Genomic DNA, 14,806 nt, shown 5'->3' with positions numbered 1-14,806 from the left:
GGATGGTCCACCCGGCGCTGGACGACCGGCAGCAACGGCTCGATCAGCGCCCACAGCTCGTCGTCGATCTCCCAGGGCTTGGGGCGGGCCATCGCACACCTCCTCACCAGGGCAAATCTGCACCCACAAGTCCAAGGTAACGCGGCCATCCCATTCTGTTAGGGCTTGTTAACCCCACCCCCGCCACCGGCTGAAACCGCCGCCCCGCACGCCTACCGGCAACCCCGGACGGCACACGCACAGAGACTTCCGGGCGCTGGTGTCCCTGACAGGACCGGCACCCGGAGGACGGCCCGGCCGGGTGGGTGGACCACGGCCGGGCCACAACGGGTGGGGTCAGGGCACGCACTGCACACGCGCCCGGACCCCACCCCTGCCCACAGCCAAACCGTCGAGCCCCGGGACCGCCCCACCGGCACAGCCGCCCGTGGACCACACCCGGCGGACCCAGGGCACGGTCCCGCGGATCACACCGGAGAGGAAGGAGCAGCGGTGGATGTTCTCAAGGAGTTGCAGGCCCTGGTGGTGGGCGAGTTGCCGGACGGTGCGGTCGAGGGGGCTCGGCGGGCGGTTGCGGCCCGCGCGCTGAGCAGCGACGATCATGATCTGCTGCTGGCGGCCCTCGGCCTGCACCCGGCCGACGGCAGCGGCAAGCAATGTCCCGTCTGCGGTACTCGCCATCACCGGGTGGGTCTGCGCCGTCGGCACGACTACTGCTCCCGGTCCTGTTACGAGCAGTCCCTGCCCGGGCACCGCACCGCACCGCGCCCACCGCCCCGGCCCCGGCTGGACCGGCCGACGAACCGCGCACCGGGACCCGCGCCAGCGCCGCTGCCGGCGTGAGCATCCCCCTGGAGCGCCACCGCGCGCCTCGACCTCCATCCCCCGGTCAGGGGGTGCGGCGGGTGCGGACCGGGTGCGGCTTTCTGACCGGCAGGTTGTCGTCGTCGGCGAGCCACCCGTACAGGGTGGTGGTGCTGATCCGGGCCAGCTTGCGCACCCGATCCCGCGCCACGCCCATCCGGATCGCGGCCAACACCGCCGGCCGCAACTCCTCCAGCACAGCGTCCGCCTCCGCCAGCAGCGCAGCACGCCGCTCGCCCAGCTCCACCACCGTGCGCAGCGCCGCCACATGCTTGCGCCCCAGGCCCTCGGACTGTGGCATGCGTGACCTCCGTCCTGCTGCTGTGGGCGGCCGATTTTGAAAGGCGGTGCCCCGTGCGCCAGCATCTCGTCCGCAAGCCGAAGGCTCCTGCTCCCAGGCCGCCGCTGGACCTGCGCACCCCGTCCGGCTGGCCGCTGCCGTACTGACCACCATGCCCCGACCTACCGCACCGTGCACCGACGGTCCGGCCGCCCGGCGTCTGGCCGTCGGCCACGTCCTGGCTGCGTTCGCGCCCGACCTGGATGCCGCCGACGGCTGCACCGCCTGTGGGGGCTGGGGTCTGACCGCCCCCGCCGACAGCACGACGCTCCCTGGGCGGTGCCCGGACTGTCAGCAGGAGGCTGAGATCCTGCCCGAGGTGTGGTGGCGGCGCGGTGAGCATCTGCGCGGGGCCGACCGCGACCGGCTCGCCGCCGAGATGCGCGCCCGCTACGAGCAGGGATCCACCATCCGCGCCCTTGCCCACCGCTACAACCGGTCCACATCCTTCGTCCACGCCCTGCTGCACGAAGCCGGCACCACCCTGCGCACCCGGGGCCGCACACCCCGCCCGTAGAGCGCCGGCGCCGGGTCCGGGCGGCGTGGGGCCAGTTCAGAAGGGCGGTTCCTGCCCAGGAACCGGCCGGTCCCCCGGTGCGGGCTCGGACGGCGCGGTGGGGCGGGTGGGGGTGGCGGTGTCCCACACGTCGTCCGGCGCCGCTTCCCGGGGCGGCGTGCTGCGGGTGGTGCGGGTGATGGCGACGGTGGCGAAGGTCATGGAGGCGCCGGCGTCGTCGACGTCCAGCACCATCTTCGAGCGTTTCTCCCCTTCCGGGGTTTCCCAGCGGTCGGTGCGCAGCCGCCCGGCGACGACGACGCGGGCGCCCTTGGTGAGGGAGGCGGCGAGGTTCTCGGCGAGCTGGCGCCAGGCGGTGCAGTCCAGGAAGGTGGGTTCGCCGTCGCGCCAGGTGTTGGTCTCGCGATCGAAGCTGCGGGGTGTGAAGGCGACGGTGAACCGGGCCACCGGCACCCCGGTCGGGGTGAACCGCAGTTCCGGGTCCTCGACCAGGTTGCCGATCACCGTCAGCGGAAGATCGTTGCGCATACCGTGAGCCTGGCACACCCCACCGACAGCCGGGAGCGAAACGGCAGGACCTCCGCGGACGCGCAATGTCGTGGCCTCGGATCGGGGCGGTGCCCGGGCCTTGGGTCAGGTGGTGGTGAGGCGGTGGTCGAGTGCGGTGTGCCGGCGTCCGGCGCTGACCGCGCGGACGGCCTGCCCGAGGGCGCGGCGGGAGCCGACCAGGACGACGAGTTTCTTCGCGCGGGTGACGGCGGTGTAGAGCAGGTTGCGCTGCAGCATGGTCCAGGCCGAGGTGGTCACCGGGATCACCACCGCCGGGTATTCGCTGCCCTGCGAGCGGTGGATCGTCACCGCGTAGGCGTGGGCGAGTTCGTCCAGTTCGTCGAAGCCGTAGGTGATGTCCTCGTCCTCGTCGGTGCGCACGGTCAGCTGCTGCTCCACCGCATCGAGGGCGGTGACGACGCCGACGGTGCCGTTGAACACGCCGTTCTGGCCCTTCTCGTAGTTGTTGCGGATCTGGGTGACCTTGTCCCCGACCCGGAACGTCCGCCCGCCGAACCGGCGCTCCGCCACGTGCTCGGCGGCGGGGGTGATCGCGGCCTGCAGCAGGGTGTTCAGGTTCCCGGCGCCGGCCGGCCCGCGGTGCATCGGCGCCAGCACCTGCACATCCCGCCGCGCATCCAGGCCGAAGCGCTGGGGGATGCGGCGGGCCGCGACGTCGACGGTCAGGCCGGCGGCCCGTTCGGTGTCCTCCTCGACGAACAGGAAGAAGTCCGCCAGGTGGTCGGTGACCGGCGGCAGACCCCGGTTGATCCGGTGCGCGTTACTGACCACGCCGGACTGCTGCGCCTGCCGGAACACCTGGGTCAGCCGCACCGCCGGGATCGGGCTGTGGTCGGCGAGCAGGTCGCGCAGCACCTCGCCGGCGCCGACCGAGGGCAGCTGGTCCACATCGCCGACGAACAGCAGATGCGCGCCCGGGGCGACGGCCTTGGCCAGCTTGTTGGCGAGGATCAGGTCCAGCATGGAGGCCTCGTCGACGACGACCAGGTCCGCATCCAGCGGCCGGTCCCGGTCGTAGGCCGCATCCCCGCCCGGCCGTAGTTCGAGGAGCCGGTGCACGGTGGAGGCCTCGGCGCCGGTCAGCTCCGCGAGGCGTTTGGCGGCCCGTCCGGTGGGGGCGGCGAGGACCACCTTGGCGTTCTTGGCCAGCGCCATGGTGACGATCGATTTGACGGTGAAGGACTTGCCGCAGCCCGGCCCGCCGGTCAGCACCGCCACCCTCTCGGTCAGGGCGAGTTGGACGGCCTGGCGCTGTTCGGGAGCCAGGTCGGCGCCGGTTCGGCGGGCCAGCCAGCCCAGGGCCGCCTCCCAGTCCACCCCCGCGCCGTTCTGGCCGCCGAAGGCGGGCATCCGGTCGCTGTCGGCGTGCAAAAGGCGCAGCAGCTGGTTCGCCAGCGAGATCTCGGCGCGGTGGAACGACACCAGATACACCGCCGTCACCGGCTCGCCCGTCTCGCCGGGGAGTGGTTCGCGCACGACGCCGTCCTCGGCGACCAGCTCGGCGAGGCTGTCGATGACCAGGCCGGTGTCGACCTGGAGGAGTTTGACGCCGTCGGCGATCAGGCGTTCCTCCGGGAGGTAGCAGTGGCCCTGGTCGGTGCTCTGGGAGAGGGCGTACTGCAGGCCGGCCTTCACCCGCTCCGGGGAGTCGTGTGGGATGCCGACGGCCTGCGCGATCCTGTCGGCGGTGAGGAAGCCGATGCCCCATACGTCGGAGGCCAGCCGGTAGGGCTGGTTCTTCACCACGCCGATCGAGGCGTCGCCGTACTTCTTGTAGATCCGCACCGCCAGCGACGTGGAGACACCGACGCCCTGCAGGAAGACCATCACCTCCTTGATGGCCTTCTGCTCCTCCCACGCGTCCGCGATCTTCCGGGTGCGCTTGGGGCCCAGGCCCGGGACCTCGATCAGCCGTGCGGGCTCGGTCTCGATCACCTCGAGGGTGTCGGTGCCGAAGACCTCGACGATCCGCTCCGCGATCCGCGGCCCGATACCCTTGATCAAACCGGAGCCGAGGTAGCGGCGAATACCCTGCACCGTGGCCGGCAGCACGGTGGTGTAGTTCTCCACCGTGAACTGCCGGCCGTACTGCGGATGCGAGCCCCACCGGCCGCACAGCCGCAGCGACTCCCCCACCTGCGCACCCAACAGCGCGCCCACCACGGTCAGCAGATCGTTCGCGCCGCGGCCGGTGTCCACCCGGGCCACCGTGTAACCGGTCTCCTCGTTCGCGTAGGTGATCCGCTCCAGCACCCCCTCCACCTGCGCCAGCTGCCGCACCGGCACCTGCCCACCCGAACCCGAACCCAAGACTCCCCGCCCCTCCCCGACCACACCCGGCACCCCGACGCCTGGCACCGTACCCGGACCGACCCACCCGGCGGGACGACAGGGCAGTCATCGGACGCCCTGCACCCGCAGCGGTCCGGTTGCCATGCGCGCAGGCGGGCGGCGGGCGGCGGGCGGTCCACGAACCCGGCAGCTCTCCGCGTCGGCGGATCACACGCCGCGGTCTCTGCGGCGGGCGAGGCCGGCAGGCCCGAACCCGCAGCCGGAGGATCGCGAGGTCCCCGGTCCTGATCGCCCGAGCTGCACGACGACTGGCCGCGGCCCGACGCCTGTCCGCCGCCGCATCGGGCACCTGCCTCGCGGCGCGGGTCGCAGCCGATCCCATGATCGGGCAATAGTCTCATTTCGGGCAGATGGCCCGTTCGGTTCGAAGGAGTGGTTGTCGTGAAGTCGATGGAACTGAGCCCGCAGATGCACAAGAGCATCGAGGCGTGCCTGGCCTGCTACACCCGGTGCGAGGAGACGATGAGCTACTGCCTGCAGCAGGGCGGCGCCTACGCCGACTCCAAGCTCATGCGCGCGCTCATGGACTGCGCTGAGACCTCCCGCATGTGCGCGCAGATGGCCATGCGCATGTCCGCGATGACGGCAGAGATGTGCGAGATGACCGCCCGCGCCTGCGAGATGTGCGCCGAAGCCTGCGCCGCCATGCCCGACGACGACATGCTCACCAAGTGCGCCGAAGCGTGTCGCACCTGCGCCACATCCTGTCGGTCCATGGCGCAGGCCATGACGAAGGCCATGGCCTGACCATGCCATCCGGGGTGTTCTCCAGGATTCTGGGGAACACCCCCTGGTCTCTTGGGCGGCCGTGCCCGGCCGCACGGTCAGAACCGGCCCATTTCTCGGCCCTTCCGGCCGACCTGAAGCCGGAGATGTGACGGTTCGCGGATTTTCATGGTGTCCACGGTTGCCGGGCCGGAGGTGTAGTGGGCGCGGACCACGCCCGCCCGGGCCAGCGCACGCCGGCACCGCGGGCACGGGCGGGCGAGCAGCGGCACACCAGACCGGCCGACCCGCGCCACGTACACCTGCGCGCCCGCCGCCGGGGCGCGCACCCGCCGCAGCACCGCCTCCTCCGTGTGGAAGGTGGCGTGGCGCACATCGACCATCGGATTGTTGCGCCGCAGATTCGGCGACAGGGCCAGCACCCGGCTGCCCGCCACCAGCACCGCACCCACCCGGTACCGGCACGTCGACCGCAGCGCCTGCCACACCGCCAGATCCACCAACGACACCCCAACCTCCTCCACGCCCGGACGGCCGCCGACGCAGCAATCCTTCTGGTGCGCGACCGGGGGCCCGCCGGCCCGATCCGCGACATGCCCGCCCACGGGCCTACCCGGTGTGCACCGGCCGCGCTTCTCCTCCCGCCACGAGTCCCGCGGTGCTGCCGGTACGCAGGCGCGGCCACGAGTCCGCGGCAAAGTGGGGTGGGCGGGACTCGAACCCGCGACCGGAGGATTATGAGTCCCCTGCTCTAACCGTCTGAGCTACCACCCCCGGCCACAACACCAGGCGCTTCACAGCATCCTCACACCCCACCCGCCGAACAGCCCACCCGAAACCACCACCCCGGCCGACAGCAGGACCACGGACACGGGCCCGCCGCGACGCCGGTTGCCGGCCAGCGTCCAGATCCGGACGCAACGGCCCGAGCAACCGGCCCAGGCGGCGCTTCCCGGCAAGGGGTGGACTCGAGCAGGACCGGCCGCCCGGTGGGAGCCGGCGGGAGAGAAGGGTGGGGCTGCCCCCGGGCGCGGACCGAGGGGCAGCCAGCGGGTGCCTGCCGGCGCCAGACCCGACACGAACTGCCGATCCACCACCGGGCCTCCCCGGCCACCGGCCAGGACGACAGACACCCCACAAGCCAGCGGCGGCTCCCGAGCACGGGGGTACCGGCAGACACCGCCAGGACGGACGCCGTGGGAGGCGCCGACCACCATGATCACCCGACAATCGAACACCCCACCGGGGTAATTGATACTCAAATGCCCCACCAGCCCCACCAGCCCCACCGTCACCACCCAGCACAGCCCCCGGGGCCCGGACCCACGCCTGGGGCCGGTTATCGTCGAAGAGCGCCGCTAGCTCAGTCGGTCAGAGCAGCTGACTTTTAATCAGCGGGTCCGGGGTTCGAGCCCCCGGCGGCGCACTTTCACGTCGGGACCGCGCGCCGCAAACCTGCCGGAAAGGCGACGGCTTGACCGCACCGCCCCGGGTCCGGTTACTCTCGGTGCCCGCCACCGCCCGCCCACTGCCGGAGCGGTGCCCGCACCGCAGCCGTGACCAAGGGGAGCCCGCTGATGGTCAGCCGCATCCTGCGCACCGACCCCGTCCACCCAGGCGGCACCCGCTGCATTCACCCGAGCCCTCGCAGCCGTGCCGAGGAGAGCGGGCCGCTCTGCCCGGGCCGGGCCGGCTGGCAGGCCGACTGCAGCTGCGGCTGGACGATTCTCGCCCCCCACCCGCGCTACCGCCGACCAGCAGCGCGCCGACCACGCCCGCGCCCACACCACTCCCGGCGGCCGACACGACGGCCACCGCCGCCTGACCAGCCACGCGCCACCCGCCAGGACACCCGCCGCGGGAGCACACCGGCGGGCACCGCAATGGCCCGGCACCGATGAGAGGAAACCGTTCTGTGGCTCTGCCGCCGCTGACCCCCGACGACCGCGCCCGTGCCCTGGAACGCGCCATGGAAGCCCGTCAAGAACGCAGCGCCCTGCTGCACGCCCTCAAGCGCGGACACACCACCCTGGCCGAAGTCCTCGAGCGCACGGACTCGGTGGCCGGCCGGATCCCGGTGCGGCGCCTGCTCGCATCCCTGCCCGGCATCGGCAAGATCGGCGCCGCCCGCATCCTGGAGGAGTCCGGTATCTCCCCCACCCGCCGCGTCCAGGGCCTCGGCCCCCACCAGCGCACCGACCTGCTCACCCGCACCGCGCCACCGGCCGACCGGCCCTGACCGGTCAGTCCCGCATCCGCCAGCCCGGGAACAGTCGCGTATGGACCGGCAGCAGGCCGTCACCGCTGCAGCCCGCGCCGTCATCGAACACGACGGAGCCCAGCACCGCACCGACCCGCGGATCGGCCTGCACCTGATGGAACAGGCCGTCGCGCTCGGCGCCAGCTACGCCGACATCGCCGCCGAGATCCTCCGTCAGCGCCCCGACCCGACACCGCCCGGCCGTCCCCGGCCCAATGTCTGATCCGGCACCCCGGCCAGTGGTGATCATCGGCAGCGCGCCGGGATCCGTAGACGGCCGGCAGGCTCGGCGCAGCGCTCGGGGTCCGGTCGGCGTGTCCGCCGTCTGCCGTCCGTTCGTCTCCGGGAGGCTGTCCGCCATGTCGGTCTGTTCCCGCGTCCCCGCCCGCCGTGTTGGTCTGCTGCGTTCCTGGGGCCGGTCTGTTCTCGCTCTCCTGCACCATCGCGCCGGCCCGTCGTCGGCCGCCTCCGGCCGCACCGCAGAGACGAACACTGTGGGCGCGGTCTGTTGTGGGGCGCTGCCCGTCCGGCAGGTGCTGGACGGTGGCACCGTCGTGATGCTCACCCGCCACACCGCCCACTGCCCCACCTGGACCACCCGCTGACCCCGGCCCCCGGACACACAGCGCCAGCGGGAAACCTCATCGGCACCGCGTCGGCCGCCTGCGGGAGTGTCCGGCGCGCCCCGCCGACACGGCCTCGTCCGTTGCGTTACCGTCCCGAACTGGGCGGGCACCACCGCAGCTCGGGGCCTGCCCGCACTGGTTCCGGGTCGAACGGGCGGCGAGCCACGTCGAGCGTCCCTCGGCCCGGAACACCCGCTGGCGCGACCGTCCTCAGCCGTCCCCTGTTCCGGTCCCTGCGGTGATCAGCAGCGTGCCGCCCGCCTGGGCGGTGACAGGAAAACCGGCGTGCTCCAGGACCGCGGCCAGCGCGAACACCACCGCCTCCCGCTCCCCGAACCGTGCGAGACTGCTCCCGGTGGGCGGTCCGGCTGGCTGCGGCGGCACCGTGAGCGGGAACGCCCCGGACATGGCGGTTCCGCTCTCCTGCCAGTCGACCACCACGCCACGCGGGCCGTGCCCCACATGCAGACCCGGCCGGCCCGGCGCGGCGATCAGCAGACCCGAGCCGGTCAACAGCTCGCACACGCCCTCGAACAGCACACGGTGATCCACTCCGGCAGAGCCTACCGATCAGAGCCCGGCCGGGAAGAGCCGACACGCACCCGGTGTGCGCCGCCCCACGGACCAGCCTCGGGGCCCGCAGTATCCGGAACTACGGGGTGTCGCCGGGGTGCGGAGTCGGTTACCCTGACCGGCACACACCCGGGGGTGTGGCGGAATGGGCAGACGCACCGGCTTCAAGTACCGGCGCCCGCGCGGCGTGAGGGTTCGACTCCCTCCACCCCCACCCCGCCGGAACAGGCCAGCGGTCACCCGATGTAGACGGTCCGGCCCTGTCGGTGGTTCGTGCGATCCCACCGGTATACGGCAGGTCCCTCACTGGGGACACATGTCCTACCCATCCTGGCGGGTCCGGACGCTTGGAGGCGGCGATGACGGCATGGGCGACCTGGACCACCCAGGGCATCCTCAGCGGCCCCGGCGGCGTCGACACCCTCGAAGCCGGCCCGATCTACGGCGATCTCACCCTGCACACCACCTGGAGCGACCACACCGCCGTCCTCACCGTGCAATACACCGGCGCCAGCGAATGGTTCACCGTCACCGGCAGCCCCGTCCCCGCCGACACCGAACACCAGGCCCGCACCCTGCACCAGCACATGGTCGACGCCGCCAAAAAAGGCCACGCCGCCACCGCGCCCCCACCCCCCGACCCGGCCGGCTGAGCGAACAGACCCCGGCCATCGAAGCCGCCAGGGCGCATGCGGCAACCGCCCGCATTGTGCCGGCCGGCAACCTCAAGGCCATAGCGCCGGACAGAACAGGGGGTCCGCCATGACGCATCCCGACAACCACCGCCACCGGGACATCGACGGCATCGAACTGTGCGACCTGTGCGGCGTCCTCATACCCGAGCCGGAGGCCTACCTGTACATAGTCGCGGACTCCTCCGCCACCGCCCGCGACGCACTCGAACACGGCGAACGCCTGCTGACCGCCTGCTCCTGGGACCACCTCGAAACCCTCGTCATCGCCTACGAACAACGGCCCTTCGACCTCGAGGAACTGTGGGCCTCCATCCTCTTCGAAACCCACCGCCGCCTCGGCCCCACCACCACCGAGCACCTCCTGCACGCCACCGGCCTCACCCCCCACCAACTCGACCGCGCCCACCACTGGCACCTCCACCGCCTCCTCCAGCACCCCGGCCACCAGCAGAACGCCAGCGCCGAAGACGACACACGGAAAGAAGAAGATCAAGACAGCCACGGTGACGACCACACTGACCAAGACGGCGGCCGCAGCGGTGCCGCCTGACCTGCCATGCCCCTCTGCGTCAGCCGCCCCGCCGGCGCAGCGCCCAGGTGCGGGTGCGGGCAGCGTCTGCCACCGGGATTCCCGCCGCGGCGGGTGTGGTGGCGGCCAGTTCGGTGTAGAGGTGGCGGATCCGCAGGTCGAGGGCGATGCCCAGCCGGCTGCGTGTGCCGTCCCGCACGGCCGCCACCGTCCGCGAACTCACCCCCAGCCGCCCCGCCAGGTACTCCGCCCTCCAGCCCCGCTCCGCCAGTTCGACGAGCAGACCGGCCGCGCGATGAGCACCGGTCAGCCCCGGCCGACCAGCCGCTCCGACAACGGTGTGCTGCGCCGGCAGCAGCGGCACACCCAGCACCGCATCCGCCGTCGTCCGCGACACCCGCACCGGCCGCACCCCCTGCGGGCGCAGCAGTCGGCGCACCAGCGTCACCGACACCCCGGATACGTCCGCGATGTCCTGCGCGGACATGCCCCTTCGCTGCAGCACGGCCGCGTATGCCGCCACCGGCCCGACGTCCACCCGGGCCGGCACACCTGCCGCCCGCTCCCGGTCCCGGCGTCGCCGCGCCCGCACCGCGGCTTGCCGACACTCTTCTCGGGTGCAGCCGTAGTCCGCGCACGAGGCCTGCCCGTGCCGCACCTGGCTACGCACCGGACGCCGCCCACCCCTACCGCTGGCACTGCCTGCCGCGGTCGCGGTGTCAACAGCCGGACCGTGCCCGGCGGCGGGTAGGCAGAAAATTGAGGCGGTTGCCGCGCTCAATCGCCGTGCCGCTCCCGTGCGCCCGCCGCGTCCAGCAGATTGCGCACCCCCATCGCGCCCAGCCCCGACAACTCCCCCAGCCGCGCCATCGACACCCCCGACCGCCACGCCGCCACCACCGCCCGGGTCACACCCCGCCGTGCCCCGGCCATCGCTTCCTGTGCGGCAGCCAGCTCTTCCACCGCAGCTGTCACCGCGTCCTCCGCACCCGCCACAACCACCACCGTCGGCATTCTTCGAACCGACTCGTCCACCGAGCCAGAAGGCACCGTAGCGGCCGCGCCATACCCAGCGCACACCAGCAGCGAGGACGGCTCACGGGCGCAGCGGGTAGGGCCCGCGCGGGTTCCAGCGGCGACACGGTTCCTCTGTCTGGATACCGGTGCAGCAGTGGCCGCCGTCACGGTACTGGCCCGGTGCTGTCCGAACCGGCTTCCTGGACGGGTGACAGACCCGGCGTGCGGCTGCCGGTGGATGCGTCTGAGCCCGTGGCCTGGGACAGTGAGACAAAACCGGCGCTTTGCGCACGCTGCGAAGGACCAGGCCTCCCGTGTGACTCCCGAACTGCACAGCAGCCACATCACCGGGACCGCGCCCGGCACCGATCTGCTGCGGCTACGCGGCCAGGCTCACCAGGACACCGCCGCTCTCCTGCACGACATTCTCAGTCACGCCCTGCGCAGCCTGCCCCAGCCCCAGGTCCTGCTCGTCGACTGCAGCCGACTTACCCTGTGCACACCCGCCGGCCTCCACCAGCTCCTCACCGCCCACCGCGCCGCGTACCACCAGGGAACTGCCCTACGGCTGACCGGCACCAGCGAACAGCTACGTCACCTGATACACGCCACAGGGGCCGACGCCGTCCTCGACCTTCCCGACAACGGCCCTGCTCTGGGCACCGTCTGACTGTCGCGGCGTCCGCGGTGCAGGCCGTACTCTCCCTGGTCGGGCGGAGCCCGGGGAGCACGGGCCGGGCCGTGATCGGCATGGGCTCGCGCGGCACGGCGATCACCGCAACATCTCTTGTCCGGACACCGGAGCAGCGGGAGCTGCAGGAGTCTGTGACCGGCTGTTCCGGGCGGCGCAGGGTGGCGTTGGTGCCTCGATGTGGGGCCGTCGGGCGCTGGACGTCGTCGCCCGTCAGCAGCTTCACCGGCACACGCACCGGCGCTGGATACCTACGTGCAGGAGCTGTCCGGCTGGACGTCCGGCGGACCAGGCGTGGTGCGGTGGCCGGCGGCTGGCCGTCGCGGCGGGGATGTGTCCCGTTCAGAACAGCGCCAGGCCCTTGCCGCTTGTGTCGGCGACGACCGGGCGGAACTGGGCGGGAAGGCTCTCCAGGCGGTCGGGACCGGCCGCAGCAGCCACCGCGGGGGCGGTCTCGGCCAGCCAGACACCGAACCGCTTGACGGCCTCGCGGTACGAGACACGCGCCAGGATGCGGTGCTCGCCCGAGGGGCAGAAGTCGACGGAGACGCTGAGCAGGCAGGACCGGGGCGCATTCTGGCTGCCCGTCCAGGACACCCGCAGCACACCGCAGGGCGTACGGCCGCTAGCCCTACGGGGGTCGCGGTGAGTCGGGCGCAGCGGTCGGCAGGCGGTATGGGCGGTCCAGGCGGCCAGGTGCGGCAGAGGCAGGGTGGTACGGGCGCGGCAGCCCGGGCAGCGGTGCCAGTGCCGCAGCCAAGTAGGGGCGTCGGTGTCGAAAAGGCGCGTGTAGCGGCCGGCCACCCGGACGTCATTGGGGTACAGGTGGTCCGGGCGTTCCTGGGTATTGCAAGACTGGCAGACGGGGGCGCGCACATAGCCGTGCTCGTGGCAGTGATCGAGCACGGCAGCCGGCGCCGCGTTGCAGACCGCGCAAGACCACCCGGCCACCTGGCGGGAGATGCCGGGCTTCCTACTGAGCACCGCGTACACGTGGCCTTCCAACTCCTCGCCGTACGGACGCAGCGGGACAGTCGGAAGGTCGGGACCCGTTGTCCGGCGGCCGTTGTCGGCGGCTTGAGACGGCTGCTGGCGGGAACGTTGCTCTTCTATAGCAACGGCCGGGTGTTCTTGGCGGGTCCGCATGGTTTGCTGCCACTGTGCTTCGGCGTGCTCGGCCGCGTCCAACACTCGGACCACGGCGCGCGGCAACCACCACGTCCGCACCGTCCGATCATGGGTCCGTTCCACGAGCATCCGGCGCCAGTCGACTCCCGCCAAATGATGCAGCCGGCCGCCCTCACGTCGCGCCGCCCGCTCGAGGTCGTCCGGCTCCAGCATTTCCCGGGCGATGCGCCGACGCCAACACAGCAACGTTCCCCTGCCGGGCTCCGACTCCGGCACACGCCGGAACGGACCGACGCGAACCAGGTCCTGGCAGTTCACCCCCACCGCGTTCAGTTCCGCCGCCGCCCGGCGTACCTCGGCCTGCGAAACACCCCACCAGCCGTAACTTGCCTTCACCGTCGCCACCACACGACCGCCGAGCAGGCCATAGCCAGCCGCGGCATCGGCAGGAAAGCAGGTGAACGCCGCAGAAACAGTCGGCACAGCACTGTCGGCCGTCAACTCGGCCCACAAAGCGTCCGCAGCAGCCAAAGTGATCAGACCGCCCGCACGGCCCGGGACGACACGACCCGTCATACCGACAGGCTAACGGGCCAGCACCGACATGCCGACAGCCGGGGATGCCGGCGACGGTTGAATTGAGCCGCTGCCGACAGGGGATCGACAGCGCCGTCCTGCGCCATATTCACATTGCCGCGCACAGCCAGCTGCACCACCGTCAACGTTCAATCCCCCTATCAGGGAGGCCCGCTCAATCCTGCCGCCCGACCTCTTCGGGCGACCGCTGACCGCCCGCCTCGATCGGCCGGACGGCCTCGCTCGCCGGGCGCCGCGACGGGTAACACCATCGGGCGGTGTTCAGCGCAGCGGCCGGCTCCGGATAACCTGCCCTCCGTGAACAGGGCAGTCGACGGCTAAGGGGCGCCGCATGAACAGAGTGATCGCGGTCTACAGCGAGAAGGGCGGCGTCGGCAAGAGCGCTTTGTCAGCCGGCCTGACGGCCGCGGCCCGACGTCGAGGACTGGACGTCGTCGCGGGAGACCTCGACCCCCGGGGCACCTTCACCGCCGAGCTCGGCATCTCCGAGGACCAGGCGCCGGCCTTCACCATGAACGACCTGCTCGCCCTTGACCCCCAGGGCGAGACGGGGCTCGCCGCGGAGGCGTTCGCCCCGGCGTCCGATGCCTGGCCCGGCGTGCAGGTGATCGCGGCAGAGCGCGCCCTCGCCAACCGGGAGACCGACAACATGGCTGTCGGACTCGAGTTCCGACTGCGACTGGCACTGAAAGGCGCTATAAAGCCCGGGTCTGTGGGAATCCTCGACCTTCCGCCGCGCGCAGGGGGCAAGCTCGTGACCGCCGCCCTCGTCGCGGCGACCGACGTCATCGTCCCCGCCACTCTGGACGAGGACGGCCGCATCGGCGCCCAGGAGGCGCTCGCCACCATCAAGCTGGTCAAGAATCTCGGCATGAACTCCGACCTCCGCGTGGTCGGCATCGTGCCTTCGATCGTCCCCGGCGGGCGCAGCACCCTGAAGGACGCCATAGGGGGCTTCCTGGCCGAGACGTATGGCGAGCTGTACCGCGACGACCTTGCGATTCCCCCGGCACTCGGTGCGCCAGCAGACGCGTTTCGCCTGCGTGCCCATCACCGCGGCCCCTGGCAAGGAGGCCCAGGCGCTTGCCGAGGCCTACGACCGGATCCTCACGGCAGCAGCAGGAGAAGCCCTCTAGGGTCTGTTGCGAAAGTGCTGGTCACAGCCATTCGTTGATGGCCGCGACCAGCACTGTTGCTTCGTAGCGGACGGCGAGTTTGTCGTACCTGGTGGGTGCGCCACGAGGCGCCGTGGAGTCGAGTGAGGTGAGAGACCTGCACCGCCGGGTTGTCGCAGCAACCTGGTTGAAGCTGAGGGCAGCTC

The 14,806-nt window shown here is 71.8% G+C and carries 17 protein-coding genes, 3 tRNA genes and 1 pseudogene; 11 read left to right on the top strand and 10 right to left on the bottom strand.

Going from position 1 to position 14,806, the window contains the following annotated elements; genetic code table 11:
• A pseudogene (locus tag AB0442_RS39035) lies at positions 1-92 on the bottom strand (IS5/IS1182 family transposase); the annotation flags it as partial.
• 400 nt (positions 93-492) lie between these two features.
• Here AB0442_RS39035 and AB0442_RS39030 point away from each other — a divergent pair.
• The gene (locus AB0442_RS39030) at positions 493-843 is read left to right on the top strand and encodes a hypothetical protein (RefSeq protein WP_366168276.1); all 351 of its coding nucleotides are present in this window, start codon (positions 493-495) and stop codon (positions 841-843) included.
• 46 nt (positions 844-889) lie between these two features.
• Here the strand turns inward: AB0442_RS39030 and AB0442_RS39025 are convergent, their stop codons facing one another.
• Positions 890-1,165, bottom strand: coding sequence for a hypothetical protein (locus tag AB0442_RS39025; protein WP_366168275.1), 276 nt, complete (start codon positions 1,163-1,165; stop codon positions 890-892).
• Positions 1,166-1,316: 151 nt separating this feature from the next.
• Between AB0442_RS39025 and AB0442_RS39020 the strand changes: the two genes are divergently transcribed.
• Positions 1,317-1,721: a helix-turn-helix domain-containing protein gene (locus AB0442_RS39020; protein WP_366168274.1), complete on the top strand. Its 405-nt coding sequence runs from the start codon at positions 1,317-1,319 to the stop codon at positions 1,719-1,721.
• Between the two features lie 36 nt (positions 1,722-1,757).
• Here AB0442_RS39020 and ssb read toward each other — a convergent pair whose 3' ends face one another.
• On the bottom strand, positions 1,758-2,249 hold the full coding sequence (ssb, locus tag AB0442_RS39015; RefSeq protein WP_366168273.1) for a single-stranded DNA-binding protein: 492 nt from the start codon (positions 2,247-2,249) through the stop codon (positions 1,758-1,760).
• Between the two features lie 105 nt (positions 2,250-2,354).
• Positions 2,355-4,571 carry an ATP-dependent RecD-like DNA helicase gene (locus AB0442_RS39010; protein ID WP_366168278.1) on the bottom strand — a complete coding sequence of 739 codons (2,217 nt, stop codon included), beginning with the start codon at positions 4,569-4,571 and terminating at the stop codon, positions 2,355-2,357.
• 462 nt (positions 4,572-5,033) lie between these two features.
• On the opposite strand from AB0442_RS39010, the gene AB0442_RS39005 reads away from it, so the two are divergent.
• Positions 5,034-5,390, top strand: coding sequence for a four-helix bundle copper-binding protein (locus AB0442_RS39005; protein WP_366168277.1), 357 nt, complete (start codon positions 5,034-5,036; stop codon positions 5,388-5,390).
• A 77-nt stretch (positions 5,391-5,467) separates the two neighbouring features.
• On the opposite strand, the gene AB0442_RS39000 is transcribed toward AB0442_RS39005, so the two are convergent.
• Together AB0442_RS39000 and AB0442_RS38995 are read right to left on the bottom strand one after the other, a co-directional pair.
• Positions 5,468-5,869 (bottom strand): hypothetical protein, encoded by a 402-nt coding sequence (locus tag AB0442_RS39000; protein WP_366168272.1) that lies wholly within the window; start codon positions 5,867-5,869, stop codon positions 5,468-5,470.
• A 200-nt stretch (positions 5,870-6,069) separates the two neighbouring features.
• Positions 6,070-6,143 (bottom strand) — tRNA-Ile (locus AB0442_RS38995).
• Positions 6,144-6,721: 578 nt separating this feature from the next.
• On the opposite strand from AB0442_RS38995, the gene AB0442_RS38990 reads away from it, so the two are divergent.
• The 3 genes from AB0442_RS38990 (at position 6,722) to AB0442_RS38980 (ending at position 7,852) form a co-directional block, all read left to right on the top strand.
• Positions 6,722-6,795 (top strand) — tRNA-Lys (locus tag AB0442_RS38990).
• Positions 6,796-7,284: 489 nt separating this feature from the next.
• Positions 7,285-7,608 (top strand): integration host factor, actinobacterial type, encoded by a 324-nt coding sequence (mihF, locus tag AB0442_RS38985; RefSeq protein WP_366168271.1) that lies wholly within the window; start codon positions 7,285-7,287, stop codon positions 7,606-7,608.
• Between the two features lie 40 nt (positions 7,609-7,648).
• A complete protein-coding gene (locus tag AB0442_RS38980) occupies positions 7,649-7,852 on the top strand; it encodes a hypothetical protein (protein ID WP_366168270.1) in 204 nt (67 codons plus the stop codon).
• 613 nt (positions 7,853-8,465) lie between these two features.
• On the opposite strand, the gene AB0442_RS38975 is transcribed toward AB0442_RS38980, so the two are convergent.
• A complete protein-coding gene (locus tag AB0442_RS38975) occupies positions 8,466-8,795 on the bottom strand; it encodes a hypothetical protein (RefSeq protein WP_366168269.1) in 330 nt (109 codons plus the stop codon).
• Positions 8,796-8,959: 164 nt separating this feature from the next.
• On the opposite strand from AB0442_RS38975, the gene AB0442_RS38970 reads away from it, so the two are divergent.
• From AB0442_RS38970 to AB0442_RS38960, 3 genes are all read left to right on the top strand, one after another.
• Positions 8,960-9,042: transfer RNA gene (locus AB0442_RS38970), tRNA-Leu, on the top strand.
• A 145-nt stretch (positions 9,043-9,187) separates the two neighbouring features.
• Positions 9,188-9,481 carry a hypothetical protein gene (locus AB0442_RS38965; RefSeq protein WP_366168268.1) on the top strand — a complete coding sequence of 98 codons (294 nt, stop codon included), beginning with the start codon at positions 9,188-9,190 and terminating at the stop codon, positions 9,479-9,481.
• Positions 9,482-9,590: 109 nt separating this feature from the next.
• A complete protein-coding gene (locus AB0442_RS38960) occupies positions 9,591-10,073 on the top strand; it encodes a hypothetical protein (RefSeq protein WP_366168267.1) in 483 nt (160 codons plus the stop codon).
• Positions 10,074-10,092: 19 nt separating this feature from the next.
• Here the strand turns inward: AB0442_RS38960 and AB0442_RS38955 are convergent, their stop codons facing one another.
• Both AB0442_RS38955 and AB0442_RS38950 read right to left on the bottom strand, forming a co-directional pair.
• Positions 10,093-10,539, bottom strand: a complete 447-nt coding sequence (locus AB0442_RS38955) for a hypothetical protein (RefSeq protein WP_366168266.1) — start codon at positions 10,537-10,539, stop codon at positions 10,093-10,095.
• Positions 10,540-10,829: 290 nt separating this feature from the next.
• The gene (locus AB0442_RS38950; protein ID WP_366168265.1) at positions 10,830-11,087 is read right to left on the bottom strand and encodes a hypothetical protein; all 258 of its coding nucleotides are present in this window, start codon (positions 11,085-11,087) and stop codon (positions 10,830-10,832) included.
• 298 nt (positions 11,088-11,385) lie between these two features.
• Here AB0442_RS38950 and AB0442_RS38945 point away from each other — a divergent pair, with 298 nt between their 5' ends.
• Positions 11,386-11,739 carry an STAS domain-containing protein gene (locus AB0442_RS38945; RefSeq protein ID WP_366168264.1) on the top strand — a complete coding sequence of 118 codons (354 nt, stop codon included), beginning with the start codon at positions 11,386-11,388 and terminating at the stop codon, positions 11,737-11,739.
• Between the two features lie 363 nt (positions 11,740-12,102).
• Here AB0442_RS38945 and AB0442_RS38940 read toward each other — a convergent pair whose 3' ends face one another.
• Entirely contained in the window at positions 12,103-13,464 is a 1,362-nt protein-coding gene (locus AB0442_RS38940; RefSeq protein WP_366168263.1) for an endonuclease domain-containing protein, read from the bottom strand.
• Positions 13,465-13,816: 352 nt separating this feature from the next.
• On the opposite strand from AB0442_RS38940, the gene AB0442_RS38935 reads away from it, so the two are divergent.
• Positions 13,817-14,659, top strand: coding sequence for a ParA family protein (locus AB0442_RS38935; RefSeq protein ID WP_366168262.1), 843 nt, complete (start codon positions 13,817-13,819; stop codon positions 14,657-14,659).
• Positions 14,660-14,806: the final 147 nt, after the last annotated feature.

Source organism: Kitasatospora sp. NPDC085895 (assembly GCF_040702125.1).
GTDB lineage: Bacteria > Actinomycetota > Actinomycetes > Streptomycetales > Streptomycetaceae > Kitasatospora > Kitasatospora arboriphila.
Note: the sequence above shows the minus strand (reverse complement) of the source record. Positions and strands in the feature narration are given on the sequence as shown.

What these genes read in the sequence shown, in the direction of transcription:
- AB0442_RS38955 (WP_366168266.1), bottom strand. Translation starts at nt 10,539, where the DNA reads ATGTCCGCGCAGGACATCGCGGACGTATCCGGGGTGTCGGTGACGCTG.
- AB0442_RS39020 (WP_366168274.1), top strand. Translation starts at nt 1,317, where the DNA reads ATGCCCCGACCTACCGCACCGTGCACCGACGGTCCGGCCGCCCGGCGT.
- ssb (WP_366168273.1), bottom strand. Translation starts at nt 2,249, where the DNA reads ATGCGCAACGATCTTCCGCTGACGGTGATCGGCAACCTGGTCGAGGAC.
- AB0442_RS39025 (WP_366168275.1), bottom strand. Translation starts at nt 1,165, where the DNA reads ATGCCACAGTCCGAGGGCCTGGGGCGCAAGCATGTGGCGGCGCTGCGC.
- AB0442_RS38980 (WP_366168270.1), top strand. Translation starts at nt 7,649, where the DNA reads ATGGACCGGCAGCAGGCCGTCACCGCTGCAGCCCGCGCCGTCATCGAA.
- AB0442_RS38960 (WP_366168267.1), top strand. Translation starts at nt 9,591, where the DNA reads ATGACGCATCCCGACAACCACCGCCACCGGGACATCGACGGCATCGAA.
- AB0442_RS38935 (WP_366168262.1), top strand. Translation starts at nt 13,817, where the DNA reads ATGAACAGAGTGATCGCGGTCTACAGCGAGAAGGGCGGCGTCGGCAAG.
- AB0442_RS38965 (WP_366168268.1), top strand. Translation starts at nt 9,188, where the DNA reads ATGACGGCATGGGCGACCTGGACCACCCAGGGCATCCTCAGCGGCCCC.
- AB0442_RS39005 (WP_366168277.1), top strand. Translation starts at nt 5,034, where the DNA reads ATGGAACTGAGCCCGCAGATGCACAAGAGCATCGAGGCGTGCCTGGCC.
- AB0442_RS38940 (WP_366168263.1), bottom strand. Translation starts at nt 13,464, where the DNA reads ATGACGGGTCGTGTCGTCCCGGGCCGTGCGGGCGGTCTGATCACTTTG.